This window comes from Tenacibaculum haliotis (assembly GCF_025215075.1).
Lineage (GTDB): Bacteria > Bacteroidota > Bacteroidia > Flavobacteriales > Flavobacteriaceae > Polaribacter > Polaribacter haliotis_B.
The window spans coordinates 24,375-49,782 of the sequence record NZ_JAOBTH010000024.1; the positions used below are offsets into that span (position 1 = coordinate 24,375).

30 protein-coding genes are annotated in these 25,408 nt (G+C 30.7%); 15 read left to right on the forward strand and 15 right to left on the reverse strand.

The features are described 5' to 3' along the window. Nucleotides 1–33: 33 nt before the first annotated feature. Nucleotides 34–261: a helix-turn-helix domain-containing protein gene (locus N2251_RS04335; RefSeq protein ID WP_260585487.1), complete on the forward strand. Its 228-nt coding sequence runs from the start codon at nucleotides 34–36 to the stop codon at nucleotides 259–261. 66 nt (nucleotides 262–327) lie between these two features. Continuing rightward, nucleotides 328–1,602 carry a serine--tRNA ligase gene (serS, locus tag N2251_RS04340; protein WP_260585488.1) on the forward strand — a complete coding sequence of 425 codons (1,275 nt, stop codon included), beginning with the start codon at nucleotides 328–330 and terminating at the stop codon, nucleotides 1,600–1,602. Nucleotides 1,603–1,879: 277 nt separating this feature from the next. On the opposite strand, the gene N2251_RS04345 is transcribed toward serS, so the two are convergent. Continuing rightward, nucleotides 1,880–2,023 carry a hypothetical protein gene (locus N2251_RS04345; protein ID WP_260585489.1) on the reverse strand — a complete coding sequence of 48 codons (144 nt, stop codon included), beginning with the start codon at nucleotides 2,021–2,023 and terminating at the stop codon, nucleotides 1,880–1,882. A gap of 121 nt (nucleotides 2,024–2,144) precedes the next feature. Between N2251_RS04345 and N2251_RS04350 the strand changes: the two genes are divergently transcribed. The 5 genes from N2251_RS04350 to mgtE all read left to right on the forward strand — a co-directional run bounded on the left by N2251_RS04350 (nucleotide 2,145) and on the right by mgtE (nucleotide 6,789). Then, a complete protein-coding gene (locus N2251_RS04350) occupies nucleotides 2,145–3,923 on the forward strand; it encodes a tetratricopeptide repeat protein (protein WP_260585490.1) in 1,779 nt (592 codons plus the stop codon). A gap of 72 nt (nucleotides 3,924–3,995) precedes the next feature. Then, nucleotides 3,996–4,325, forward strand: a complete 330-nt coding sequence (locus N2251_RS04355) for a DUF4286 family protein (RefSeq protein WP_260585491.1) — start codon at nucleotides 3,996–3,998, stop codon at nucleotides 4,323–4,325. A 2-nt stretch (nucleotides 4,326–4,327) separates the two neighbouring features. Continuing rightward, entirely contained in the window at nucleotides 4,328–4,519 is a 192-nt protein-coding gene (locus N2251_RS04360) for a hypothetical protein (protein WP_260585492.1), read from the forward strand. Between the two features lie 67 nt (nucleotides 4,520–4,586). Beyond that, complete coding sequence (gene rsmA / locus N2251_RS04365; protein ID WP_260585493.1) at nucleotides 4,587–5,390, forward strand: 16S rRNA (adenine(1518)-N(6)/adenine(1519)-N(6))-dimethyltransferase RsmA; 804 nt, start codon at nucleotides 4,587–4,589, stop codon at nucleotides 5,388–5,390. A gap of 49 nt (nucleotides 5,391–5,439) precedes the next feature. Then, nucleotides 5,440–6,789 carry a magnesium transporter gene (gene mgtE / locus N2251_RS04370; RefSeq protein ID WP_260585494.1) on the forward strand — a complete coding sequence of 450 codons (1,350 nt, stop codon included), beginning with the start codon at nucleotides 5,440–5,442 and terminating at the stop codon, nucleotides 6,787–6,789. On the opposite strand, the gene N2251_RS04375 is transcribed toward mgtE, so the two are convergent. Beyond that, nucleotides 6,776–7,468 carry a LysE family translocator gene (locus tag N2251_RS04375; RefSeq protein ID WP_260585495.1) on the reverse strand — a complete coding sequence of 231 codons (693 nt, stop codon included), beginning with the start codon at nucleotides 7,466–7,468 and terminating at the stop codon, nucleotides 6,776–6,778. The two genes, mgtE and N2251_RS04375, sit on opposite strands and share 14 nt — an antisense overlap. Nucleotides 7,469–7,492: 24 nt before the next feature. Continuing rightward, complete coding sequence (locus N2251_RS04380) at nucleotides 7,493–8,542, reverse strand: ferredoxin--NADP reductase (RefSeq protein ID WP_260585496.1); 1,050 nt, start codon at nucleotides 8,540–8,542, stop codon at nucleotides 7,493–7,495. Nucleotides 8,543–8,705: 163 nt separating this feature from the next. On the opposite strand from N2251_RS04380, the gene N2251_RS04385 reads away from it, so the two are divergent. From N2251_RS04385 to N2251_RS04415, 7 genes are all read left to right on the forward strand, one after another. Next, nucleotides 8,706–9,044, forward strand: a complete 339-nt coding sequence (locus tag N2251_RS04385) for a PadR family transcriptional regulator (protein ID WP_260585497.1) — start codon at nucleotides 8,706–8,708, stop codon at nucleotides 9,042–9,044. A gap of 1 nt (nucleotide 9,045) precedes the next feature. Beyond that, nucleotides 9,046–9,702, forward strand: a complete 657-nt coding sequence (locus tag N2251_RS04390; RefSeq protein WP_260585498.1) for a hypothetical protein — start codon at nucleotides 9,046–9,048, stop codon at nucleotides 9,700–9,702. Between the two features lie 3 nt (nucleotides 9,703–9,705). Next, on the forward strand, nucleotides 9,706–10,374 hold the full coding sequence (locus tag N2251_RS04395) for a hypothetical protein (RefSeq protein ID WP_260585499.1): 669 nt from the start codon (nucleotides 9,706–9,708) through the stop codon (nucleotides 10,372–10,374). Between the two features lie 143 nt (nucleotides 10,375–10,517). Beyond that, nucleotides 10,518–11,195, forward strand: a complete 678-nt coding sequence (locus tag N2251_RS04400) for a hypothetical protein (RefSeq protein WP_260585500.1) — start codon at nucleotides 10,518–10,520, stop codon at nucleotides 11,193–11,195. Between the two features lie 3 nt (nucleotides 11,196–11,198). Continuing rightward, nucleotides 11,199–11,852, forward strand: a complete 654-nt coding sequence (locus tag N2251_RS04405; protein ID WP_260585501.1) for a hypothetical protein — start codon at nucleotides 11,199–11,201, stop codon at nucleotides 11,850–11,852. Beyond that, a complete protein-coding gene (locus N2251_RS04410) occupies nucleotides 11,852–12,547 on the forward strand; it encodes a hypothetical protein (RefSeq protein ID WP_260585502.1) in 696 nt (231 codons plus the stop codon). Before N2251_RS04405 ends, N2251_RS04410 begins: the two co-directional genes overlap by 1 nt. Beyond that, complete coding sequence (locus N2251_RS04415; RefSeq protein ID WP_260585503.1) at nucleotides 12,548–13,246, forward strand: hypothetical protein; 699 nt, start codon at nucleotides 12,548–12,550, stop codon at nucleotides 13,244–13,246. A gap of 105 nt (nucleotides 13,247–13,351) precedes the next feature. Here the strand turns inward: N2251_RS04415 and rsmI are convergent, their stop codons facing one another. Then, nucleotides 13,352–14,023, reverse strand: a complete 672-nt coding sequence (gene rsmI, locus N2251_RS04420; RefSeq protein ID WP_260585504.1) for a 16S rRNA (cytidine(1402)-2'-O)-methyltransferase — start codon at nucleotides 14,021–14,023, stop codon at nucleotides 13,352–13,354. A 255-nt stretch (nucleotides 14,024–14,278) separates the two neighbouring features. Between rsmI and dxs the strand changes: the two genes are divergently transcribed. Next, entirely contained in the window at nucleotides 14,279–16,051 is a 1,773-nt protein-coding gene (gene dxs / locus N2251_RS04425) for a 1-deoxy-D-xylulose-5-phosphate synthase (RefSeq protein ID WP_260585505.1), read from the forward strand. Nucleotides 16,052–16,101: 50 nt separating this feature from the next. Here the strand turns inward: dxs and atpG are convergent, their stop codons facing one another. From atpG to N2251_RS04480, 11 genes are all read right to left on the reverse strand, one after another. After that, entirely contained in the window at nucleotides 16,102–16,962 is an 861-nt protein-coding gene (gene atpG, locus N2251_RS04430; protein ID WP_260585506.1) for an ATP synthase F1 subunit gamma, read from the reverse strand. 72 nt (nucleotides 16,963–17,034) lie between these two features. Further along, nucleotides 17,035–18,615, reverse strand: a complete 1,581-nt coding sequence (gene atpA, locus N2251_RS04435; protein ID WP_260585507.1) for a F0F1 ATP synthase subunit alpha — start codon at nucleotides 18,613–18,615, stop codon at nucleotides 17,035–17,037. A 21-nt stretch (nucleotides 18,616–18,636) separates the two neighbouring features. Continuing rightward, nucleotides 18,637–19,194 carry an ATP synthase F1 subunit delta gene (gene atpH / locus N2251_RS04440; protein ID WP_260585508.1) on the reverse strand — a complete coding sequence of 186 codons (558 nt, stop codon included), beginning with the start codon at nucleotides 19,192–19,194 and terminating at the stop codon, nucleotides 18,637–18,639. A 7-nt stretch (nucleotides 19,195–19,201) separates the two neighbouring features. Further along, on the reverse strand, nucleotides 19,202–19,699 hold the full coding sequence (locus N2251_RS04445; protein WP_260585509.1) for a F0F1 ATP synthase subunit B: 498 nt from the start codon (nucleotides 19,697–19,699) through the stop codon (nucleotides 19,202–19,204). Between the two features lie 91 nt (nucleotides 19,700–19,790). Then, on the reverse strand, nucleotides 19,791–19,979 hold the full coding sequence (gene atpE / locus N2251_RS04450; RefSeq protein ID WP_053973883.1) for an ATP synthase F0 subunit C: 189 nt from the start codon (nucleotides 19,977–19,979) through the stop codon (nucleotides 19,791–19,793). A 35-nt stretch (nucleotides 19,980–20,014) separates the two neighbouring features. Next, nucleotides 20,015–21,157 carry a F0F1 ATP synthase subunit A gene (gene atpB, locus N2251_RS04455; protein WP_260585658.1) on the reverse strand — a complete coding sequence of 381 codons (1,143 nt, stop codon included), beginning with the start codon at nucleotides 21,155–21,157 and terminating at the stop codon, nucleotides 20,015–20,017. Between the two features lie 134 nt (nucleotides 21,158–21,291). Next, nucleotides 21,292–21,672, reverse strand: a complete 381-nt coding sequence (locus N2251_RS04460; RefSeq protein ID WP_260585510.1) for a DUF6168 family protein — start codon at nucleotides 21,670–21,672, stop codon at nucleotides 21,292–21,294. After that, nucleotides 21,665–21,895 carry an AtpZ/AtpI family protein gene (locus N2251_RS04465; protein ID WP_260585511.1) on the reverse strand — a complete coding sequence of 77 codons (231 nt, stop codon included), beginning with the start codon at nucleotides 21,893–21,895 and terminating at the stop codon, nucleotides 21,665–21,667. The genes N2251_RS04460 and N2251_RS04465 overlap by 8 nt, the downstream gene beginning before the upstream one ends. Then, a complete protein-coding gene (locus tag N2251_RS04470) occupies nucleotides 21,864–22,271 on the reverse strand; it encodes a bactofilin family protein (protein ID WP_260585512.1) in 408 nt (135 codons plus the stop codon). The genes N2251_RS04465 and N2251_RS04470 overlap by 32 nt, the downstream gene beginning before the upstream one ends. 24 nt (nucleotides 22,272–22,295) lie before the next feature. Next, nucleotides 22,296–24,524 (reverse strand): type IX secretion system periplasmic lipoprotein PorW/SprE, encoded by a 2,229-nt coding sequence (gene porW, locus N2251_RS14060; RefSeq protein ID WP_260585513.1) that lies wholly within the window; start codon nucleotides 24,522–24,524, stop codon nucleotides 22,296–22,298. A 172-nt stretch (nucleotides 24,525–24,696) separates the two neighbouring features. Further along, nucleotides 24,697–25,392, reverse strand: a complete 696-nt coding sequence (locus N2251_RS04480; protein ID WP_260585514.1) for an ABC transporter ATP-binding protein — start codon at nucleotides 25,390–25,392, stop codon at nucleotides 24,697–24,699. Between the last annotated feature and the right edge of the window lie 16 nt (nucleotides 25,393–25,408).

Below are 25,408 nucleotides of genomic sequence, written 5' to 3' on the forward strand. Positions count from 1 at the left end.
TAATATGTTTTTAAGAATTTGGCGTGAAAAAAAATGTCTATATCTAAATATGAAATAACTCAAAAAAAAATAGCTCTTTGTTTAAAAATACTCCGTGAAGAACATAATATTACTTTAAATGATTTTTATATTGATACAGGTATTCATTTGGCTAGAATTGAGCAAGGAAAAACAAATGTAACAATATTTACGCTTCATAAAATATGTGATTACTTCAATATAACTATGTTAGATTTTTTTATTCGACTTGAAAAAATATAGTATAAACAATACATTGCCAAAGTCTCCCACTTCTTTTATCTTTGCGATTCTTAAAAATTTAAAAAGATGTTACAGGTTCAGTTTATTAGAGAAAACAAGCAAACTGTTTTAGACGGATTAGCAAAGCGTAATTTTGCCAATGCCGAAGCAATTATTAATGAAGTATTAACTTCTGATGAAACTCGTAGAGCTACACAAGTTTCTTTAGACAATATATTAGCTGAATCTAACAAAATATCCAAAGAAATTGGTGGTCTTTTTAAAGCTGGTGAAGTTCAGAAAGCGAACTTGTTAAAAGAAAAAACAGGGCAATTAAAAGAGCAGTCTAAGCAATTAACCGAAACGTTAAATACTACAGCAAACGCTTTACAAGAATTATTATATACAATTCCGAATATTCCTCACGCTTCTGTAAAAGCTGGAAAAAGTGAAGAAGATAATGAGAAAATTTTTAGTGAAGGAACCATTCCTGAATTAGGAGAAAATGCATTACCTCACTGGGAATTAGCTAAGAAATACGATATTATCGATTTTGAGTTAGGTACAAAAATTACTGGTGCTGGTTTTCCTGTTTATAAAGGAAAAGGTGCTCGTTTACAACGTGCGTTGATCAACTATTTTTTAGATAAAAATACAGCTGCAGGCTATAAAGAAGTACAAGTTCCTCATTTAGTAAACGAAGCTTCGGGTATTGCAACGGGGCAGTTACCAGATAAGGAAGGACAAATGTATCATTCAACTGTTGATGATTTATATTTAATTCCTACCGGTGAAGTGCCAATTACCAACATTCACAGAAATGATTTGGTTAAGGAAGCTGATTTACCAATTAAATACACAGGTTATACTCCTTGTTTTCGTCGTGAAGCAGGTAGTTATGGTGCGCATGTTCGTGGTTTAAATCGTTTACACCAGTTTGATAAAGTAGAAATTGTACGTGTAGAGCACCCAGATAATTCGTACCACGCTTTAAGCGGAATGGTAGAACATATTAAAGATATTTTACGTGATTTAAAATTACCATACCGTATTTTACGTTTGTGTGGTGGTGATACTGGTTTTACATCGGCTTTAACTTTCGATTTCGAATTATATTCAACTGCGCAAGAGCGTTGGTTAGAAATTAGTTCGGCTTCAAACTTTGAAACTTACCAAGCTAATCGTTTAAAATTACGTTTTAAGAACAAAGATGGTAAAAGTCAGTTTGTTCATACATTAAACGGAAGTTCTTTAGCGTTACCTAGAGTTTTAGCAGGAATTTTAGAAAACTATCAAACAGCAGACGGAATTAAAATACCAGAGGTATTAATACCTTATTGTGGTTTTGACATGATTGATTAAGTAGATAAATCTAAATATGTTTTAGACTTACAGAAATCATTTATAAGATTCTGAAATAAATTCAGAATGACATTAAAAATAAAAAATGCCAAGTTTCAATCAAGAAACTTGGCATTTTTAGTAATTCACCCTTCAAAAATGAATTAACTTTATATATTTAGTTGACAATCATAAACTAAATTCGTCAACCTGAACTTGTTTCAGGTTCACATAATTCAGTTACTAATTTTATTTTAGATGAGATTCTGAAATAAATTCAGAATCTCACTATATATTTTTAGTTGGCAACCACGGCTACCATTAATCTTTTGTATTTATTCATTTCTAATAACGCTTCAAAATACTTTGTTATTTGTCCGTTATTCATAAACTCATTTGCATTATTCTTTGCTATCTGATATTGTGTATTAAAGTTTTTCATAGTATAAATTGTTTGGTCTTGTTATCAGTAAGACAAAGTTCGTGCCAAAATGTTACAAGGCTTTCAAAAAAAGGACACCTTTTAATACAAATTTAACAATATTGTTCTGTATTTTTGATTGATGAAAAAAGCTGTTATTCTATTTAATTTACTGATTTTTAGTTTATTTTGTTACGCACAACAAAACGAATTTATTGTTGCTGAAAATTATTTTAGAAACAATGAATATGAAAAAGCAATTCAACTTTATAAAAAACTACACGATAAAAGTCCGTACAATTACACCTTTTTAAAAAAACTCGTAAGCTGTTATCAAGAAACTGATCAGTTTTTAATTGCTGAAAACCTATTATCAAAAGAATTAAAAGAAAAACCAAGTTTAAGCTACCTAAATATTATTAGAGGTTATAATTTCGAACGACAACAAAACGATGTTCAAGCTGATAAACAATACAAAACAGCTCTTAAGTCGTTAGATGAAAGGGACACTTATGGTAATGTTATTGCAAGCCTTTTTAAAAATTATAACAAATTAGATTATGCTATTGAAGCCTACACAAAAGTGATGGCAAATAATCCAGATGCGAATTACGGATTTCAATTAGCACAAATTTATGGTGAAAAAGGAAACTTCTCTAAAATGTTTGAATCCTATGTTAATTTGGTTGATAAAAATGAAAAATACCTTAACAACGTAAAGCGTTTTACCAGCCGATATATTAATGATGATGCCGAAAATGAAAACAATATTTTATTTAAAAAAGCATTGCTGAGAAAATCAATTAGCAATCCAAAAAATATTTGGAACGATTTATTATCCTGGCTATTTGTTAAGCAAAAACAATACAATAAAGCACTTATTCAGCACAAAGCATTACTAGCCAGAGATGCTGATAATTTAGGCAAAATTGCTGAATTAGGTAAAATAGCGCTAGACAATGAAGATTACGAAACAGCAAAAGAATGTTTCGATTTAATGATTGAAAAAACCAATTATCCGAGTGATAAGTTTAATGCCATCAATAATAATTTAAAAATAGCTATTGAAACAAAACAAACGGATGTTGATATTCGTTTTAAAGAAGTATTTGATGAATACGGAATTAACAAACTCACTTTTCGTACACAAATAGCCTATGCTAATTACGTAACATTTACCAAAAACAACCCTGAAGAAGCAGTTAAAATTTTAGAAAAAGCAATGACTTTTTCCAGCTCTAGATTTACAAAAGCAATGGTAAAAATTAAACTAGGCGAAGTTTTAGTGTTTACAAATAAGTTTAACAAAGCATTAATTTATTTTTCTCAGGTTCAAACAAAATTTAAAAATCATTTTTTAGGACAAGAAGCACGCTTTAAAGTAGCACAAACCTCTTATTTTAAAAACGACTTTAAATGGGCAAAAGCGCAACTAAAGGTTTTAAAAGGATCTGCAACGCAATTAATTGCCAACGACGCAGCAAATTTATTTTTAACAATTTCTGATAATGAACCAAAAGATAGTATTGCTTCTGGATTGAAAGAATATGCTAAAGCCGATTTATTAGCTTTTCAGAATAAAGATACCGAAGCAATTACTATTTTAAACGAGATTATTATAAAATATAAAGGGCAACCTATTGAAGATGAAGCATTATTTAAACAAGCTAAACTTTTTGTAAAACAGCAAAAATACGATGAAGCAATTTTAAGCTTCAATAAAATAATTACTTTAGATAAAAAAGGAATTTATATTGATGATGTGTATTACCAATTAGCAGAATTGTACAATTTAAAATTAAATAACCCCGAAAAGGCTAAAGAATACTATCAAAAGATTATTTTTGACCACGCTTCTAGCATCTATTTAGTTGATGCTCGTAAAAAGTTTAGAAAACTAAGAGGCGACCAAATTAATTAATCAATGTACCAATGAATTACCGTAGCAATTGTTACAGTATATAATTGATACATCTTTACATTAAATAACAAAATGTATATATACAACGTAACTATAAGTATTGACGAAAGTGTTCATGACGAATGGATTGTTTGGATAAAAAATCATATCCCTAAAGTTTTGGCTACTGGTCGTTTTTTAAGCGCAAAATTAACACAGGTTTTAGTTGAAGAAGAAATGGGCGGAGTAACATACTCTGTACAATATACTGCAAAGACACGCGAAGATTTAGATAATTATTACAAACACGACGCCGACAAACTGCGTTCTGATAGTTATAAAAAATTTGCTGATAAAATGTTAGCTTTTCGTACTGAGTTACGAGTAATCAATGAATTTTTTCCTGCTGAAGCAAGTAATTAAACATGAAACATAAAATTTATAAAAACAGAAAAAAGATATTATTTACAGGTATCTTTCTAACTGTTTTGGGTGTTATTGTAGGGTATTGCAAATACGGAACCGAACCTTGGGAAACCATTGGTGGGTTTTTAAGTGGTTTTGGCGTAGCAACATCAATCATAACATTCGGATTTAAAGATCCAGCAAATAAATAACCAAAAAATAGCAATACAAGGATTTTTATTTACTCTTGTTTCTAATAATCTTTTATCATAAACAACTATGACAGTAAGAGCAAAAAAACATTTAGGGCAACATTTTTTAACTGATGAAGATATCGCTAAAAAAATAGCGGATGCATTAACTGAAAATGGATATGATGATGTATTAGAAATTGGTCCTGGAATGGGGGTTTTAACGAAATACTTATTAGAAAAAAAACCAAAAATTACGGTAATGGAACTCGATTATGATTCAGTTGCCTATTTAAAGGATACTTTTCCGTTAGAACATATTAAGTTAGATACCACTGCAAAAAAGTTCGAAATTCTTGAAGGTGATTTTCTAAAAAAGAATATTGTTGATATTTTTAAAGAAAAGCAAGTCGCTATTATTGGTAACTTCCCTTATAATATTTCTACTCAAATTGTATTTAAAGCTATCGAAAACAGAGAATTTGTTCCTGAATTTGCAGGAATGTTTCAAAAAGAAGTAGCCAAAAGAATTGCAGAAAAAGAAGGAAGTAAAGTGTACGGAATCATGTCTGTCTTAACACAAGCTTTTTATGATGTAGAATATTTATTTACGGTTCCGCCAACCGTTTTTAATCCGCCACCAAAAGTAGATTCTGGTGTTATTCGATTAATCAGAAAAGAAAATTATACCTTACCTGTTGATGAAAAATTATTTTTTAGGGTTGTAAAAACATCCTTTAATCAACGAAGAAAAATGTTACGCTCTAGCTTAAAATCTTTCAACATTTCTGATTCTTTAAAAGAAGACCCTATCTTTACAATGCGTCCCGAGCAATTATCCGTAGATCGTTTTATCGAATTAACAGATAAAATTGCAAAAGACAATATTTAAAGAGTATTCAAAATATTTAAATTCTGATTATCGAGTAAAATTGCAAAATATGGCATTTGAAATCACCCAAGAACTTCTAGAAAATGTAACCCAATACATCGCAAGTAAAAATGACGATGCACTTAATGGGTTGTTTAGCGAAATTCACCATGCAGATATTGCTGAAATATTAGACGAACTATCGTTTGATGAAGCAGTTTACATTATCCGTTTATTAGATAGTGAAACTACTTCAGAAGTATTGATGGATGTTGATGATGACGTTCGTGAAAAAATATTAGAACAACTAACTGCAAAAGAAATTGCAGAAGAAATAGATGAACTTGACACTGATGATGCTGCCGATGTAATTGCTGAGCTTCCTGAGAAAAGGAAAAAAGCAGTAATGCAAGAAATTGAAGACGATGAACATGCCAAAGAAATTGTAGAATTATTACGCTACGACGAAGATTCTGCTGGTGGTTTAATGGCAAAAGAATTAGTAAAAGTAAATGAAAACTGGACGATTCCGCGCTGTGTAAAAGAAATGCGTATTCAGGCAGAAGAAGTTACACGCGTACACTCTATTTACGTTATTGATGATAGCGGAAAATTAAAAGGTCGTTTATCATTAAAAGATTTATTAATGGCATCTGCCAAAGCAACCATAGCCGATGTTTATATACCAAAAGTAGATTTTGTAAATGTAACTGATGAAGCCGAAGATGTTGCTAATATTATGCGTAAGTACGATTTAGAGGCAATACCAGTTGTTGATGAATTAGGCGTTTTAGTTGGTAGAATTACTATTGATGACATTGTTGATGTTATTAAAGAAGAAGCAGATAAAGATTATCAATTAGCAGCAGGTATTACACAAGATGTAGAGGCTGATGATACTATATGGGAGCTTACACGAGCACGATTACCATGGCTTTTCTTAGGATTAATTGGTGGTGTTGGAGCCTTTATGATTATGGAGAATTTTCAAGAAATGTTTAAAGACAATGCTGTTTTATTCTTTTTCACGCCCCTAATTGCTGCCATGGCAGGAAATGTTGGAGTGCAATCTTCAGCAATTATTGTACAAGGTTTAGCAAATGACGATGTAAAGGGAAGTGTTAATAGTCGTTTAATTAAAGAAATGCTTTTAGCAGCGCTTAATGGCCTTGTGTTGGCAATCTTTTTATTTGCCTTTATATGGATGTATAATGGTGACGTACGTAGAGCTTTTGCTATTTCAATTTCTTTAGTAGTTGTTATAATTGTAGCAGGACTAATAGGAACTTTTATTCCGTTGTTTTTAGATAAACGTGGTATCGATCCTGCAATTGCAACAGGGCCATTTATTACAACAAGTAACGACATTTTCGGAATCCTTATTTACTTTTGGATTGCCAAAATGATTATTGGTTTTTAATAGTTTGCGTTGTTGTAACTTTATCTAATAAATTATCAATCTTATCTTTGGGTATAAAACCTTTAAGCATTAAAACGGCTCCGAAAACAATTAATAACACACCCATTCCTCTTTTTATTCTATAAATAACTAAAGGTGTTAGTTTGTTTTTTAATTGTTTTGCTAGTAGTATTTTTGCTAAATCGGTAAGTGCATATCCTAAAATTACCGTACCAAAATACCAAAATAAATACTTCGGATTCATATCATATGTTGGTCCAACAACTACTATTAAACCTAACCAAAAAGCAAGTACACCAATATTTATAAAGTTTAAAAAAAAGCCTTTAAATAATAATTTAATATAATTATTACTTTCAGGAATTACCACATCGGGCGCCTGCGATTCCTTTTTATTATTTTTATCTAAGTACGTTATCAATCCGTAAATGATAAGTACCAATCCACCGATCAAAAATAAACGTGGGTCGTCTTTAATTTGTTCTAGCAAACTTCTACTTCCGAAGTAGGCAATTAACATAAAAGAAATATCTCCTAAAATTACACCAATATCAAAAGCAATAGCAGCTCTTGCTCCTTTTAAAACACTTGTTTTTAAAAGCATAAAAAATACAGGGCCAATCATAAAAGCCATGAAAACGCCTACTAAAAAGGCGTTTTTTAAATCGTAAAAGTCCATTTTTTAAAGATACAGTTTTAACTACTAAACATCATCAAAATCAATTACTACTTTTGGGGTGGTAGGGTGTGCCATACAGGTTAAAATAAAACCTTCTTCTAATTCACTATCAGATAAAATAGAGTTCTTAGACATTACAGCCTTTCCTTCGGTTACTTTAGCGATACAACTGCTACAAACTCCTCCTTGACAAGAATACGGAGCATCTAATTTATTACGTAAAGACGCTGATAGAAGAGTATCTGTTTTCTCCATCGAAAAAGTTGTTTCTTCATCATCTAATAAAACAGTGATTTCTGATTTCCCATCAGGATAGGTTACAGGAATTTCTTCATCTGTTGTACTTGCAGTAAATAATTCGAAATGAATGTTCTCTTTCTTAAAATCATTTTCTTGTAATGTTTCTGAAACAACATCAATCATAACTTCTGGTCCACATAAATAAACAGCATCAAAAGAAATATCTTTATGAATATTTTTCATGAAATAATTCACATGATTTTTATCTATTCTTCCGAATTTACTGTTATTACGAACCTCTTGACTAAAAATATAATGCAAATTAAATTGTGTAGGATATTGTGTTGCCAACGCATTTAACTCATCGAAAAAGATAGTTGTTTCTGCTTTTTTATTACCAAAAACTAAGGTAAATGTTGCTGTAGGTTCGTTTTCTAACACTGCTTTTATCATCGATAAAACTGGCGTTATTCCGCTACCTGCTGCAAAAGCAATGTAATTTTTATCCGCCGCAGGCGCTAATGTAAACTTACCTTCTGGTTCAGAAATTTCTATTGAAGTGTTTTCTTTCAGTTTTGTAGTTGCATAGGTAGAAAATATTCCTTTTTCTACCGCTTTAACCGCTACTTTAACCTGATTGCTATTTGGTGAAGCACAAATAGAATACGCTCTTCGTATTTCTTTATCGTTTATTTTAGTTTTTACAGTAATATATTGACCTGCAACAAAAGAATATGCTTCTTTTAGTTCGGCAGGAATTGTAAATAAAATAGAAACAGCATCGGCAGTTTCTTTAATTATTTTTTCTATTGTTAGTTTATGAAATGTAGACATGTATTGTATTTAGAAACACAAAAATAAGCAATACTAAACGAACCTTTTGTTAGTAATAACATAAAAAACAATACCTAAGATTATTATACATAAGAAAATTATGTATATTTGTTGCGAGTCGCAAAGACAAAAAAACAAAAAATTACCGTTTAATAATTACAAAATGGGAAATCAGAAATTATATAAAGGTTCGTTACAAACCATCATTTTAAAGCTATTGGCACAAAATGATAAAATGTATGGTTATGAAATTACACAAAAGGTAAAAGAGCTTACCAAAGGGGAATTAAAGATTACCGAAGGCGCTTTGTATCCTGCCTTACATAAATTAGAAGCCGAAGGTTTGTTAGATGTAGAAGTTGCCAAAGTAGGGAATCGCTTACGTAAATATTATAAACTTACCGAAAGCGGCACCAAAGAAACTGCCAATAAATTGGAAGAAATGCAAGAGTTTTTAAAAACAATGCAGCAATTGGTGAATCCTAAATTTAGTTTGGAGTAAGATGGAGTTAACTAAAGAACAAATACAGCAAATAGACAATCGTTTAAAAAAACAAGGCATTAAATACTGGGATTTACGTATTGAAATGGTAGACCATATAGTTTCTGATATGGAAACAAATGCTACAACTAATGATTTTAAGGTTGAATTAGAAAAAACATTAAGAAAATTAAATTGGAATGGAGGTTTAATTGGTGTAAATACTGAAGGTTGGCAAAACACTAATAGAAAATACAGAAAAGAATATCACTCAGAATTTATTCGTTTTTTCAAATCTTTTACAAATGTTTTTTTCTATGTTGTGTTTTCAATTTTATGTTATTTAATTTCAGAACAAATATCATATAATATCTTTAAAAAAATTAGCTTGATTCTATTTATCATGCCTATGATTCTTTTCTTTATTATTACTACAAAACAACTACTAAATAAGTATGGTAAATCAGTAAATTTAGACTATGGAATTTTTTATTTTTCGTTCGCTTTTTTAATGATTAACCTTCCTTTTCAGTTTATAAAAGAATTTTCTATCGATGTTCAAAAAATATTTTCTGTAATATTATTAGCTATATTTTACGTTGCTACTTATGCAGGATATAAGACTTATAAAAAAGCACTTACAAGAGTTGAAAATATGAAAAACGAATTAGCAATATAAACAATGCAACTAACCCAAGAACAAACCAAAAGAATAAACGATTTTTTAGAAGGTATTGGTGTTAACTATATTGATATCCGTTACGAAATGGTAGATCATATCGCGACTGAAATTGAAGAGAAAGTAACCGATATTGATGCTTTTTTCGAAAATCAGCGTTTTCAAACCATTTTTGTTAAATACATGTTGAGTAAAAAAGATGCGCTGCAAAAAAAATATCAGAAAATAGTAAAAAGGAGATTTTGGGGGGATACTAAAACAATATGTAAAAACATGAGTATAGAAACTCTTAAAATTAAAAACCTTTTATTTTTAGCTCTTTTAACTAGCCTAACATATTCGCTAAGCCTATTTAACACAAAAAACGCCCTAATTATCTTATTTATATTATCCGTTGCTCTTTATTGCTATAATGGTTATACATTACATCGAATTTTTAAAAAATATGGTCAAATTAAATTAGTCCAGTCTTATACACTTCTACTAGGTTTTATATCATATATCCCTTTATATATTATAAATAACCCTTTTACTATTTATTCTGAAAAGCATTTTGAATTATGGAAATTATATACACATACAATATTTATTTATTTAGTTTTTTTACTATGTAAAGTACTCCTTAATGACAAAGAAAAAATTGATGCTAAATACCGATATTTAACAGAATAAATGATATTAGAGGGTCATTCTGAATTTATTTCAGAATCACATCACCTTAATAAACAGTATGTTATGATGAGAACCTGAAACAAGTTCAGGTTGACGAGAATAAACTATTATAAAAATATTGCCCAAACGCATTTATTTAAGTTATGGAATTGACAAAAAAGCAAATACAAGAAATTGATAATTACATTACTGTTTGCGGGATAAAGTACTACGATGTAAAAACAGAAATCGTAGACCATTTTGCTTCAATATTAGAACTTCGTTTGGATGAAAATCCTGATTTAGATTTTAAAGAGGCTATTATAGAAGAGCATAAAAAATTTAGTGATCGTGGATTTAAAAAATTGTTAGCAACAAAGACAAAAACAACGCATAATCGTTTTGTAAAACAAACTATCATAAATTTTAAATCGTTTTTTAAACTCCCGAAAATCATTATTACAATTTGTTGCTACTTATTATTGTATAAAATGGTGCCTTATTTTAATGATATAAAAACTTTTTTTATGGTTTTAACAGTTTTTGGTTTTATACTAATTCTTCAATTAGGAATTCGAATATTTATCAGCTACAAACAAAAAAAAGAGAGGTTTTTAGCTTTAAACAGAATGACTTTATTTTATCAAATAGCGAGTAACATGTTTATTTTATTTAACTGTATTCTTTCTTTTAGAACTGATAAAAGCTTTTTAAATAATGGCTATAACAATATTCATTTGGGTGTTTTTGTACTAATACTATTACTGTATTGGAGCATGGAATATGTATACCAACAAAACAGAAAACAGATTAAAAAACAATACCCAAACGTATTTATTTAAATTATGGAATTAACAAAAGAACAAATACAATACATCGAAAATCGTTTAGAAAACGAAGGTGTAAAATATTGGGACATTAGAATAGAAATGTTAGACCATATCGTTACTGATGTTGAAAATCAAATGCAAAAAAGTGAAAAATTTAATATTGCGGTACAAAATTCTTTCATTGATTTAGGATGGAAAAATAGTTTTAAACAACTTATGGAACGCAAACAAATTCAATATCAAAAGAATTATAAAACTCTTTTTGTTAAAGGTTTTAAATATTTTTTTACATCTTTAAAAACAATGACAACCTATGCATTTTTTATAGCTTGTACTTATTATTTTTCTGGAAGTAATTCTTTTATAAAAACAATACTCTTCTCTTTTATTATTCCTTTTGGTTTTTTTGTGATTTATAGTTTCATTAATTACAAAAAAGTTTTTAAATCTGTAGTTTTATTAACCTCATTTAATACAATTAGTTTATTACTCTCATTTTTTAATATGTTTATGTTTTTTCCTGATCTATTTATGGGGATAGAAAAGCTTTCACCCATTTATATATCTGCTGTAACAGTATTTTTATTTCCGTTGTTCTATGTTAGTGTTAAGATATTTTACGATCACTTCACTAAAACAAATAATATTTATAACAAACTAATTTCTTAATGAAACTCAACGAACAAAACATAGATAATCTATACAAATTCACACGCCAACATTATGTGGAACATTACGATGTGCAAACCGAATTGGTAGATCATTTAGCAAACGATATTGAACAAATTTGGGTAGCACAACCTACATTATCTTTCGAGCAAGCACGCGATATTTCTTTTAAAAAATTCGGAATCTTCGGGTTTATGGATGTTGTTGAGGAGAAACAAAAACAACTCGGAAAAAAGTATAGAACCATTTTATGGCGTTACGTAAAAGAATGGTTTCAATTTCCTAAAATAATTTTAACCGCAAGTATTTTTGCCTTTTATTTTTGCTGCTTGCAATTTAAAGCAGGACTTTATTTATGTATTACTTCTGTAATTTTCCTAGCAATTATTGATTTATATATTGTGCATAGACTACAAAAAGAAGTTAAAAAACGTTTTACAAAAAATAATAAAAAATGGATGCTAGAAGACACTCTTTTTAATGTAGCCAGTTTTGGCGGTGTTATGGTTGGCTCGAACATACCACATTTTATAAACCAAACAATAGATGATACACCTTCTAGTGTAGCTGCATTTTTTATTGCGCTGTTTTTAACAGTAGCTATAATATACTCCTACGTAACGCTGATTGTTATTCCGCAAAAAGCAGAACAGTTATTAGAAGAACATTATCCTGAATATAAAATCGCTCGATAAATGAAACTCAACGAACAAAACATAGATAATCTATACAAATTCACGCGTCAACATTATGTGGAGCATTACGATGTGCAAACCGAATTGGTTGACCATTTAGCTAATGACATTGAAAAAATAATAGCCGAACAACCTACATTATCTTTCGAGCAAGCACGCGATGTTTCTTTTAAAAAATTCGGAATTTTCGGATTTATGGATGTTGTTGATCAAAAAATCGTTCAATTAAATAAAAAATACTTTAGGCTTATTTTAAGTTTTGTAAAACAATGGTTTCGGTTGCCTAAAATTATACTTACACTTTGTTTTATTGTATTGTTTTATCAATTGCAAAATTTAACGATTGCCTATTATATTTATAGTGGAGTATTTTTTAGCGTTATTCTTTTAGAAACAGTTAAAATGTTTCAATCAAAAAGAAAAATCAATCAAAAAGTAGCTTTAACAGGTAAAAAATGGTTGTTAGAAGATATTTATTTAAGGCAAAGTTTAGGGAACTTAGCGTTAATTATTTTTTATGCGTATGATTTGTTTTTACCACACGACGATGGTTTCATAGCAATGAATCAATTTAGTCGTTGGTTATCCGCAGCTTTAATCGTTTTAACAATTTTGATTGGTTATATCACCCTAATTGTGGTTCCCAACAAATCAGAGGAATTACTAGCTAATCATTATCCAGAATATAAATTGACTTAATTCTGTATTCATCAACCCGAACTTGTTTCAGATTCACATTACAACAACGTAATTTTTGGTGTGATTCTGAAATAAATTCAGAATGACGTATCAATATTACAAAAACTACTTTTTACCATCAACAACAATAACAATTTCGCCTTTTGCAGGTTTTTCTGTATAATATGATAAAACTTCTACTACTGTTCCTCGCTTGGTTTCTTCAAACATTTTTGTCAATTCTCTAGAAACTGATATTTGTCTGTCTTCTCCAAAATACTCACCGAAATGCGCTAATGTTTTTAATAATTTATGCGGACTTTCGTAAAAAATCATGGTACGTTTTTCTTCGGATAAAAGAGTTAATCGTGTTTGGCGACCTTTTTTAACCGGTAAAAATCCTTCGAAAACAAATTTATCGTTCGGTAAGCCAGAATTTACCAATGCAGGAACAAAAGCAGTAGCTCCAGGCAAACATTCAACGTCAATATTTTGTTGTACACAAGCACGGGTTAGTAAAAAACCAGGATCAGAGATTGCAGGCGTTCCAGCATCAGAAATTAAAGCACAAGTTTCACCATTTTTTAATCTATTTAAAACACCTTCAACCGATTTATGTTCGTTATGCATGTGATGACTGTACATTTGCGTACCAATCTCAAAATGCTTTAACAATTTACCGCTTGTACGCGTATCTTCCGCTAAAATAAAATCCACTTCTTTCAAAATTCTAAGTGCCCTTAAGGTAATATCTTCTAAATTTCCAATAGGTGTTGGTACCAAATACAATTTGCTCATAGTACAAAGCTACAACAAAGTTTTAGTATCTTTTTAAATTTTACAGATGTCATGTAAAAAACTATTGCTTTGTTAGTTCGAGTGATTTTGAGGCACGAAAAATTGTATCGAGAACTAGTTAAAATTCTCCATAATTTACTTCTCGATACAAATTTTATTCATTTCAATCATAATATTTACTCGAAGTAACAAAATTGAATCTTTTAACAATGTATTAGTTCTGTTTTGAATTTAAAAAGGTATTACATTTGTGCTATGCCAAAAAAGCTGTTAAAAAATATTAATTTTCCTTCGGATGTTAGGCTACTAACCACCAATCAACTTTCGCAATTAGCTAAAGAATTGCGCGAATTTATTATTGATGTAGTTGCTACAAAAGAAGGTCATTTAGGTGCAAGTTTGGGCGTGGTAGAACTTACCATTGCCTTGCATTATTTGTTTGATACACCAAACGATCAATTAGTTTGGGATGTTGGACATCAAGCCTACGGGCATAAAATTTTAACAGGCCGTAAAGATATTTTTCATACCAACAGGCAGTTAGGCGGAATTTCAGGATTTCCAAAACGAAGCGAAAGCGAATACGACACTTTTGGTGTTGGGCACTCATCAACCTCAATTTCTGCGGCTTTAGGTATGGCCATTGCTTCTAAATTACAAGGTAATAACAAACATCATATTGCGGTTATTGGTGATGCTTCTATCGCAAGCGGAATGGCTTTTGAAGCTTTAAATCATGCTGGCGATACGAATGCCAATTTATTGGTTATTTTAAATGACAATGCTATCGGAATCGATCCATCCGTAGGAGCTTTAAAAGATTATTTAACTAGAATTAAAGCAACCAGATCTGATATTGAGCAACACAATATTTTTGAAGCCTTAAACTTTGATTATTCTGGCCCAATAGATGGTCATAATTTCGAAGCACTTTTATCAGAGTTAGAACGATTAAAACAGGTTAAAGGACCCAAATTTTTACACATAATTACCACCAAAGGAAAAGGTTTAAAACAAGCAGAACAAGATCAAGTAAAATACCATGCTCCTGGTAAATTTGATAAAATTTCTGGCGATGTATTGCCAAAAGAAGCTAGTAAGTTTACAAAATATCAAGATGTATTCGGAAAAACAATTGTTGAATTAGCGCAACAAAATGATAAAATTGTAGGAATCACACCTGCAATGTTAACAGGAAGTTCTTTAAAATTAATGTTAGAAAAATTTCCAGACCGTACTTTTGATGTTGGTATTGCCGAACAACATGCTGTTACTTTGGCAGCTGGTATGGCAACCCAAGGAATCGTTCCGTTTTGTAATATTTACTCTACTTTTTTGCAGCGTGCTTACGATCAAATAATTCATGATGTTGCCTTACAAAATTTACCGATAATTTTTTGTTTAGACAGAGCTGGTTTGGTAGGAGAAGATGGCGCAACACATCACGGAGTTTTCGATTTAGCATATTTACGTTGTATTCCGAATTTAATAATATTCGCGCCTCGCAACGAAATTGAATTGCGAAATATTTTATACACAGCACAATTGAGCTTAGAAAATCCGATTGCAATTCGGTATCCGAGAGGCTTTGGAAAATTAGAAAAATGGCAATTGCCATTTAGCAAAATAAAAATAGGAAAAGGAAGTTGTTTAAAAGAAGGAAACAAGCTTGCTATACTTTCTGTAGGAACTATTGCTAATAACGTTTCTGAGGCTATTTATCAGCTTAAAAACCATACTACAGTTGCGCATTACGATATGCGATTTGTAAAGCCTTTAGACATTAATTTACTAGATACTGTTTTTAATAAATTTGATGCGATTATAACTATTGAAGACGGAACCGTAAAGGGCGGATTTGGAACAGTTGTTTTAGAATACGCTTCAGAAAAAAATTATAAAGGAACCATTAAGGTTTTAGGTATTCCTGACGAGTTTATTCACCACGCAACGGTAGCAGAATTACAAGAAAAAATTGGTATCGATAGTTTATCAATAAAAAGCGAAATAGATAATTTATTAAAATAAAAAAGCGAATCAATTACGATTCGCTTTTTTTATATATAAAATAATAATTCTTAATTATTTAAAGCTTCTGCTCCACCAACAATTTCAAGGATTTCATTAGTAATTGCTGCCTGACGTGCTTTGTTATATGTTAATAATAACTCATCACGTAATTCAGTTGCATTATCAGTTGCTTTATGCATTGCTGTCATACGTGCACCGTGCTCTGAAGCGAAAGAATCACGAATTGCTTTATACAATTGTGTTTTTAATGATTTAGGAATCAACTCTAAAACAATTTCTTCTTTAGAAGGTTCAAAAACGTAATCTAAATTTACATCTTCATCACTTTCTACTGGTTCAATTGGTAAGAATTGTTCCACCTGAGGAATTTGTGTTGCTGCATTTTTAAATTGATTGTAAACTAGCTCTATTTTATCATAAGAACCCGCTACATATAAACTCATTAATTTCTCAGCAATTTCTGCAACGTTATCAAATGTTAAATCATCGTAGATATCACTTCTGTTTTCAATAACATTGTGTTCTTTCGATAAGATATCGTTTCCTTTTTTACCAATCGCTAATAAATCAACAGTTACACCACTGTATTTATTATCGATAGTTTTAATTGTTTCTTTAACAATAGAAGAATTAAAACCACCACACAAACCTCTGTTTGAAGTAACTGCAACTAGTAATACATTCTTTACTTCTCTTTGGGTTGAATATTCTCCACTAGCATCACTATCTAAAGTAGCGCTTAAGCTTTGTAATAATTCAGTAAGCTTAGATGAATACGGGCGCATTGCTGTAATTGCATCTTGAGCTTTTTTTAACTTTGCAGCCGATACCATTTTCATGGCAGAGGTAATCTGCATTGTTGATTTAATAGAAGTAATTCTGTTACGTATTTCTTTTAAGTTCGCCATACGAATAGTGTTGAGTATTAAATAATAAGTATTGAGAAGTTATTCCTCAATACTTATTATTAAAGTCTTTTATTAAGCTGAAAATTTTGCTGAAACTTCTTTTGCAGCAGCTGTTAAAGTATCAATTACTTCATCAGTTAATTTACCTGCTTTTAAAGTATCTAAAGTATCTCTATGCTTAGCATTTAAATACTCGATATAATCTCTTTCAAATTCTTTTACTTTGTTAACCGGTACATCTTTTAACAAGTTCTTAGAACCTGCATAAATGATTGAAATTTGGTCTTCAACAGTATAAGGATCGTTTTGTGCTTGCTTTAAAATTTCAACATTACGTTGTCCTTTAGAAATCACATTCATAGTAGCTGCATCTAAATCTGAACCAAACTTAGCGAATGCTTCTAATTCACGATATTGAGCTTGATCTAATTTTAACGTACCAGATACTTTTTTCATTGCTTTAATCTGAGCGTTACCACCAACACGAGATACTGAAATACCTACGTTAATTGCTGGACGAACACCAGAGTTAAATAAATCTCCATCTAAGAAAATTTGTCCATCAGTAATCGAAATTACGTTTGTTGGAATATATGCTGAAACGTCTCCTGCTTGTGTTTCAATAATTGGTAATGCAGTTAAAGAACCTCCACCTTTTACAATTCCTTTTAAAGAATCTGGTAAATCGTTCATTTCACTAGCAATCTTATCATCATTGATTAATTTTGCAGCACGTTCTAATAATCTTGAGTGTAAGTAAAATACATCTCCAGGATATGCCTCACGTCCCGGTGGTCTTCTTAATAATAAAGAAATCTCACGGTATGCTACTGCTTGCTTTGATAAATCATCAAATACAATTAATGCAGGTCTACCTGTATCTCTAAAAAACTCTCCAATTGCAGCTCCAGCAAATGGTGCATATACTTGCATTGCTGCAGGATCTGATGCATTTGCTGCTACGATTGTAGTATAAGCCATTGCGCCTTTATCTTCTAACATGTTAGCAATTGCTGCTACTGTTGAAGCTTTCTGACCGATAGCTACGTATATACAATATACTGGTTGCCCAGCATCATAAAATTCTTTTTGATTTAAAATGGTATCAATTGCAACGGTAGATTTACCAGTTTGACGGTCACCAATAATCAACTCACGCTGACCACGACCTACAGGAATCATTGCATCAATAGATTTAATACCAGTTTGCATTGGTTCAGTTACTGGCTCACGATAAATAACACCAGGAGCTCTACGCTCTAAAGGCATTTCGTAAGTAGTACCTTCAATTGGTCCTTTACCATCAATAGGCTGACCTAATGTGTTTACAACACGACCAACAATACCTTCACCTGCTCTTAAAGAAGCAATACGTTCTGTACGTTTTACGGTAGAACCTTCAGTTACACTTGTTGAAGCACCTAATAATACAACACCTGCATTATCATCTTCTAAGTTTAATACGATACCTTCTAATCCGTTTTCGAATTCTACTAATTCACCGTATTCTACATTAGATAAACCGTAAACACGAGCAATACCATCACCTACTTGTAATACAGTACCTACTTCGTTTAACGTTGCTTTCGCTTCGAAATTTGTTAATTGTTCCTTTAAAATTGCTGAAACTTCAGCTGGTTTAATTGCCGCCATCTTTTATAATTTGATGTAAAATTAAATTTGTGGAATATAATGACTATTGTCAAATTCTCTTCTTAACTCATTGAATTGATTAGAAATACTTGCATCATACTGCACATCTCCAACACGTAAAATAAATCCTCCTATAATATTCGGATTTACTATATTTTCTATACCTGCGCTATTTCCTGTAATTTCTACAATCTTCGCTTGTATTTTATCTTCTAACTCTTTTGTTAACGCTACTGCTGTAGTAACTTTAGCAACCTGTATTCTTTTATCGTAATCGTAAATAAGAGCATATTGCTTTGCAATTGGCTCTAACATGATCATACGTTTATTTTCTTCTAATAAGTTAAATAAACCTTTTACGATATTATCTACTTTATCACCAAAAAGCGCTACTAAAACTTTACGTTTATCTGCAGCTTTAACTACAGGGCTTTTAAGCATTCTTTTTAAATCACTACTATCTGCAATAGTTTCTGCGATAAACTTCATGTTATCGTTTACTAAAGAATCATTGTTTGTTTCTTTAGCAAGATTTAATATTGCTTTTGCGTAACGTAATGCTGGTCTTGCTCCTTTCATTGATTGCTTAGTTTAAAGTAACCTCTTTTAACATTCCATCAACAAGTTTTAATTGCTCGTCTGAAGATGCTAATTCTTTTCTTACTAATTCTTGAGCGATATCGATAGATAAGTTTGCTACATTCTTCTTTAATTCAGCGATTGCAGCTTGTTGCTCTTGCTTTATAGTAGCCTTTGCATTTTCTATCATAATAGAAGTTTGCTCTTGTGCTTCTTCTTTAGCTTCAGCGATAATGTTTTCTTTAATCTCACGAGCATCTTTCATCATTGCATCTCTTTCTGCACGTGCTTCTTTGATCATTTTTTCATTATCTGCTTGTAAGTTTTGCATTTCTTTACGAGCATTTTCTGCTTGATCTAATGCACTTTGAATACCTTCTTCTCTTTCATCTAAAGAGCTTAAGATTGGTTTCCAAGCAAATTTTGCTAGTAAAAATAATAAAACAAGTAAGATTACTGCTTGCATCGCAAATAATCCAATTGGAAAATCGTTAAAAATATCCATAATACTTAAAGTGTCTTTTGTTGTTTAATTGTAAAAACACTTCTGCAACCAACCGTTGCAGAAAGTGTTTTTGTTTTTTTGAGTGTCGGAATTATTTTCCTAAAAGTAAAGCACCAAATGCTAATCCTTCTAATAATGCTCCGATAATGATCATCGCTGTTTGAATTTTACCAGCAGCCTCAGGTTGACGAGCAATTCCTTCCATTGCTTTTCCACCAATTTGACCTAATCCGATTCCTCCACCGATTACGATTAATCCTGCTCCAATTAAATTGTACATACTATTTATATTAAATTAAACAAAAATTAAAATTCTTAATGACTCGCGTCTGCGTGGTCATGTTCTTCTACTGCCATACCAATAAATAAAGCAGAAAGCATTGTAAAAATAAATGCTTGTAAAAAAGCTACTAATAACTCAATAACAGTTAAGAATAATGTTAACAAGAATGAAATTCCCGTTGCTCCTACTGTACCGAATTCAGCTTTTAACAACACCATAAGTGCTGCAATACCCATTACTACCGAGTGACCTGCTGTAATGTTAGCAAATAAACGAACTAATAACGAGAATGGTTTAATTAACAAGAAACCTGCTAATTCTAAAACCGCTAATACCGGTCTTAATAATTTTGGTACACCTGGCATCCATAATGTATGTGCCCAAAAATCTTTTGTTCCGCTAGAGATATAAACTACTAAAGTAAATAACGCTAAACATACTGTTACTGCTATTTGTCCTGTTACATTAAAACCTAATGGTGTTAACCCTAATAAATTTGATATCCAAATAAAGAAAAATACCGTTAATAAATAAGGCATAAACCTCTTATATTTCTTCTCCCCAATATTTGGTCTTGCAATCTCGTCTCTTACGTAAATAACTAAAGGTTCTAAAACACGACCAACTCCTGTAGGAATTGCTCCTTTCTTGTAGCCTTTCGCTAAAGAACGAAAACCAAGAACCATTAATAAACCTGCTAATAAGATACCAAATACACTCTTAGTTATAGAAAAATCTAAAACAGTGTGTGCATTTGTTGCATGATGAGCTTCATCAAAAGCAACATTAGTAGCTCCTTCGTTTAACTCGTATATTTTACTGTGAATTTTTGTTAACTGAACTCCACCTGCATCAACAATAACATGACCATCATCATTATGATGAAAGCTTGAAGACATAAATGTTTTTAAACCTTTACTTGTCCAAACAATTACAGGTAACGGAAAACCTACATGATTTTTCTCTCCTGCATCGTTTGTATACGAAAACAAAGAGAAATCGTGAGAATCTGCTAAGTGATGTTTAATATAGTCTTTAATTTCTTCTTTGGTGTTTACTTTTCCACCATCGCTATCCGAAGATTGCTTATCGTCACCACTAGCAAACACTCCAAATGAAGTAAATACTAATACTAAAACTGTAAAAAATTTGATAGAATTTTTGGCTATCATCATACCTTTATAAATATGGGTTATGGTCTCTAAATTTCCGTGCAAAGGTACACATTTAATTAAAACTACAAACCGTTTTTTTATTTAGTTTTTCTATTGTGTTTTCGTCTTATTGTTTTCCTTAAAAAATCACGAAACTATTTGCTATTCAGCAGTTTTGAAACGGCAATCGCTTCTGAAATTAAAAAAATAAACAACGGAATCACTAACGAAAACCTCTCTGGCTTTGTAAGTTCTTCATTTGCAAAAACCGAAACTTTAAAAATCAGGACAAAAAATCCGATTTTTAAAAACACTGAGGCCAAATACGCATACCCAGCTTGGTTTATTAATTTACAGGCTACTAACTCTACAATTGCATAAACAATCACTGCAGCTATTACATGAAATAGGTAGATTGAAAATAATGAATAAGAAAGATAAATTTCTTTAGACTGTAAAATATAATCGTGTGGAAAATAACTTACTGCAAATACTATAAAAATAGCAGCAAGGAAAAACAAAATTCTTTTAATCATTATTTTTTGAAATTTTTGTAACTTGAAGTATCACCGAGAACATTGCTAAAAAAACTGCTGCAAGCGTACATATTTTTGAGTATAATTCTCCGTCATTAATATATTGCGTATCTAACCATTTACCTAGTAAGTTACCTAAGTAAATCGTTAAACCCATTTGAAAAGCAATACTCGTAAACCGAATGTATTTATTAAGCGGTTTTTTCTTTACGTTTTTGCTCATCTTTATTTAATTCTTTTACAGCACCCTTCATAGCACAAGTTGCGTTAAATGACGCACCTGGCTCTACTGAAAGTTTACCAATAACAACATCTCCATTTATATTTGCTGATGTTTTTACTGTTAACGTATTTGAAACGATTAATTCTCCAGAAAATTTCCCTTCTACATCGGCATTTGTACACTCTACTTTTCCTTTTACAAAACCAGATTCGCCAATAATAACTCTACCATTGGTTTTAATTGTTCCATCTAAAGTTCCATCAATTCTAAAGTCTCCTTCAGAGATAATTTCTCCAGTTATCTGTGTGTTTTTTCCTACAATATTTCTTTCTGACACTTTGTTATCGCTTGTTTTTTTACTTTCTTTACTAAACATATTTAGGGGAGTTAGGATGTTATTTTATTTTTTTAATTGATCTAATATTTCTTTTGCCTTTATACCTTCCTCTTTTGTAGCATAACTAACCGCTACAAATTCTAAGGCTTTTTTATACGTTTCTTTATCTTTATATTTACCTAAAGACAAGGCTTTTAGGAGTGCGAATTTAGGAATTAATTTCGAATTAGCATTTACTACCGACAAACTATCTACCTGACCTACAACGTTTTCAAACTTATTTTGCTTATACAAATAGTAAATTTCTTTGTATTTATTTAATACAATATCTTCCTCTTTATCTTCTATTAACTTTTTATTCGGATGCAATATTATTTTAGCAAACGTAGTTTTCGGGTATTTATTTAAGATAACATCTTTGTATAAATTTGCCTTTTCTTGATTACCTATACTTGTATAAATTTGATATAAATGATAGCTTATTGGTAATTCTAATTCGTTATTTACTTTCTCTTTTTGTAAGCGCTCTAAATTTTTAACAGCAAGAGTCGTATTCTTAAATTGCTCTTTATAAATTAAACCTAATTGATATAAAGCATTATTACGTGCTTCTTTTAAATTTGCTATTACTTTTTTATCCGTAGGAATTTCATCTAAATAAGTAGCTAACTCATATCGTATATTCACAACAGGTTCGGTAGTATTATCAACAACATCATTAATTAAACTTGCTGATTTATCTGATAATCGCCAATTGTCTTCTAGCGGACGTGTACCCCAAACTCTTTGAAAATCTGCTTTTCCAAAACCTAAAGCTTGTGTGTTGTAAAAATACCACTTGCCTTTATTATTCGTATTATTTATAGATGCTCCGCCGCCAAAAGAACTTCCGAAATTTTGTGCATTTAATAATTGCTGCTTATTCGCCTCGTCTTCAGCCTTAATTCTTTCAATATAGCTTTCAAAAAATGCAGTTTGCTCATCTTTTGTCATTGCAGCAAGCTTTAAAATACTATCGTTATTTTTAACAAGTGCTTCGTGTATTCTTAACGTTGTTAATCCTTTATTTTTTCTTCGGATCCTTCTAATCCTTTTTTCTTGATCAAACTCTTTTGATGTAACTTGTAAAACACTATCGTAGTACGAACCTGCTAATAAGTAGTTTTCTTTATCAAATGCAATATTCCCTAAACTTTCGTAGGCATATGTTTTCTGATAATTATTATTAGTTTTTGCAGCTATTGATTTTTCAAAATAATTAACTGCATTTGCTATTTTATTTCTACCAACTTCTAAAACACCAGCCTGATAATAAAGTGCGTTTAAAAACTTACGGTTATCCGAATCTCTGATGAGTTTTTTTAACCTTGCTAAAACAATTATTGAAGCTGAATCGTTTTCAGTATTCTTAGCCATTTCAATATTTGCTCGAATACGATATTTATACGGAGCTTTTTTTGTTGCTGCTAATTTATTAAACACCACTCTTGCTGAATCTCTATAATTTAACTCACTATAAATTTGCCCTAATACAAACATATTACGAGCTGCTTGCTCTTTATTTTTAAATATTTTTGAGGCTGCTGTTAAATGTTCAATTACTTTTTGAATGGTATCTGTTTTTTGATACGCCATTGCCATTGCAGTATGTGCCTGTTCTCTTATTTCATCAGGAAGTTCGGCTTCATTTTCTTCAAGTTCTAGTAAGAATTTTAAAGATTCTATCGCTAGTTTTTCATTGTCTAAACGGATATTTGTTTTTGCTCTCCAAATTTTTGTTTCGCTAATTAAACTAGCATTCGGATAATTTACAATAATGTAGTTAAAAGCTTCAATTGCAGGTATAAAACGCTGGGTATAATATCTAGATTTACCTAATAATAAATAAGCATCATCTATTTGACGATTTTTTTCATAACCGTTTATATTCATTGAATGCTTCTGAATTGCTTTAACTGCTTTTTCTTCTGCCTTATCAAATGAGGTTAAGTTTTCAACCTCCTCTTCTTCATTTTCATTAAAGCCTGTGCCAGGTTGTAAAACAGGAACTATTATTTTGTTTTCATCAAAACTAATTGGTTCTATTTGTAAGCGTTTCCAAAAATTATCTTCATACTTACTTTCAATTTCTTGTAACCCTTTTAAATAGGCTTGCTCTCCATTAAACAGCACATTGTATTTTGTAGTAAGTGCGTGAAAATTTCGATTTAAAAAAGCGTCTTTTTTTGCACTACACGAATACATTATTGCTAAAAGCAGACTGAAAACTAATAATTTGGAAAGTTTATTCATATAGTTATACTTTTACTGTACAACAACTATAATTGTAAGTTTATTGCATGTAAAAACGTAAAAATAACAATAAAAAGATAATTTTTACACACCTTGTGTAAATTTAAAAAAGAAAAAAGGAGCTAAACAATGTATTTTACACTTCGTTTAGCTCCTAATCTATAAATATTTTCTATACAGAAAAATAATCTTCTAGCTCTTTTAAAGTTTCTGGTGAGGTATTAATATCTTTCACCACATTTCCTTTATCTAAAACAACTATTCGCTCACAAACATCTGTTACATGGCTTAAATCGTGACTAGAAACCAATACGGTAACTTCTTTGTTTTCAGTTAAGTTTTTGAGGATTTTTTTTAATCTAATTTGAGTTGTTGGATCTAAATTAGCAAAAGGCTCATCTAAAATTATTACCTGCGGATTTCCCATTAAAGCGGCTACAATTCCTGCTTTTTTCTGATTTCCTTTACTTAAATCTCGTAAGTATTTTTTCTTCCCTAAAATCTCTTCGTTAAAAAACTCATCAAAAGGAGCTAAAAAAGAAGCAACATCTGCTTTATTCATTCCTCGTAAATCACCAATAAAATCGAAGTACTCTTCTGGAGTTAAGTATCCTATTAAAAAAGATTCATCTATAAATGATCCTGTAAAAGTTTTCCAATCTTCGCTTTTATTTACAACAACATCGTTGTTTGTAATTTCTCCAGTTGTTGGACGAATTAAATCTAACAAAATATTGAATAATGTAGTTTTTCCTGCACCATTATTCCCTACTAAACCAAAGCTTTGTCCGCGAGGTATATCTACTCGTTCTACATTTAAAACTTCTGCTTGTCCGTATTTTTTTGAAACTGTATTTATTGTAATCATAATGTTTTCTTTAAGG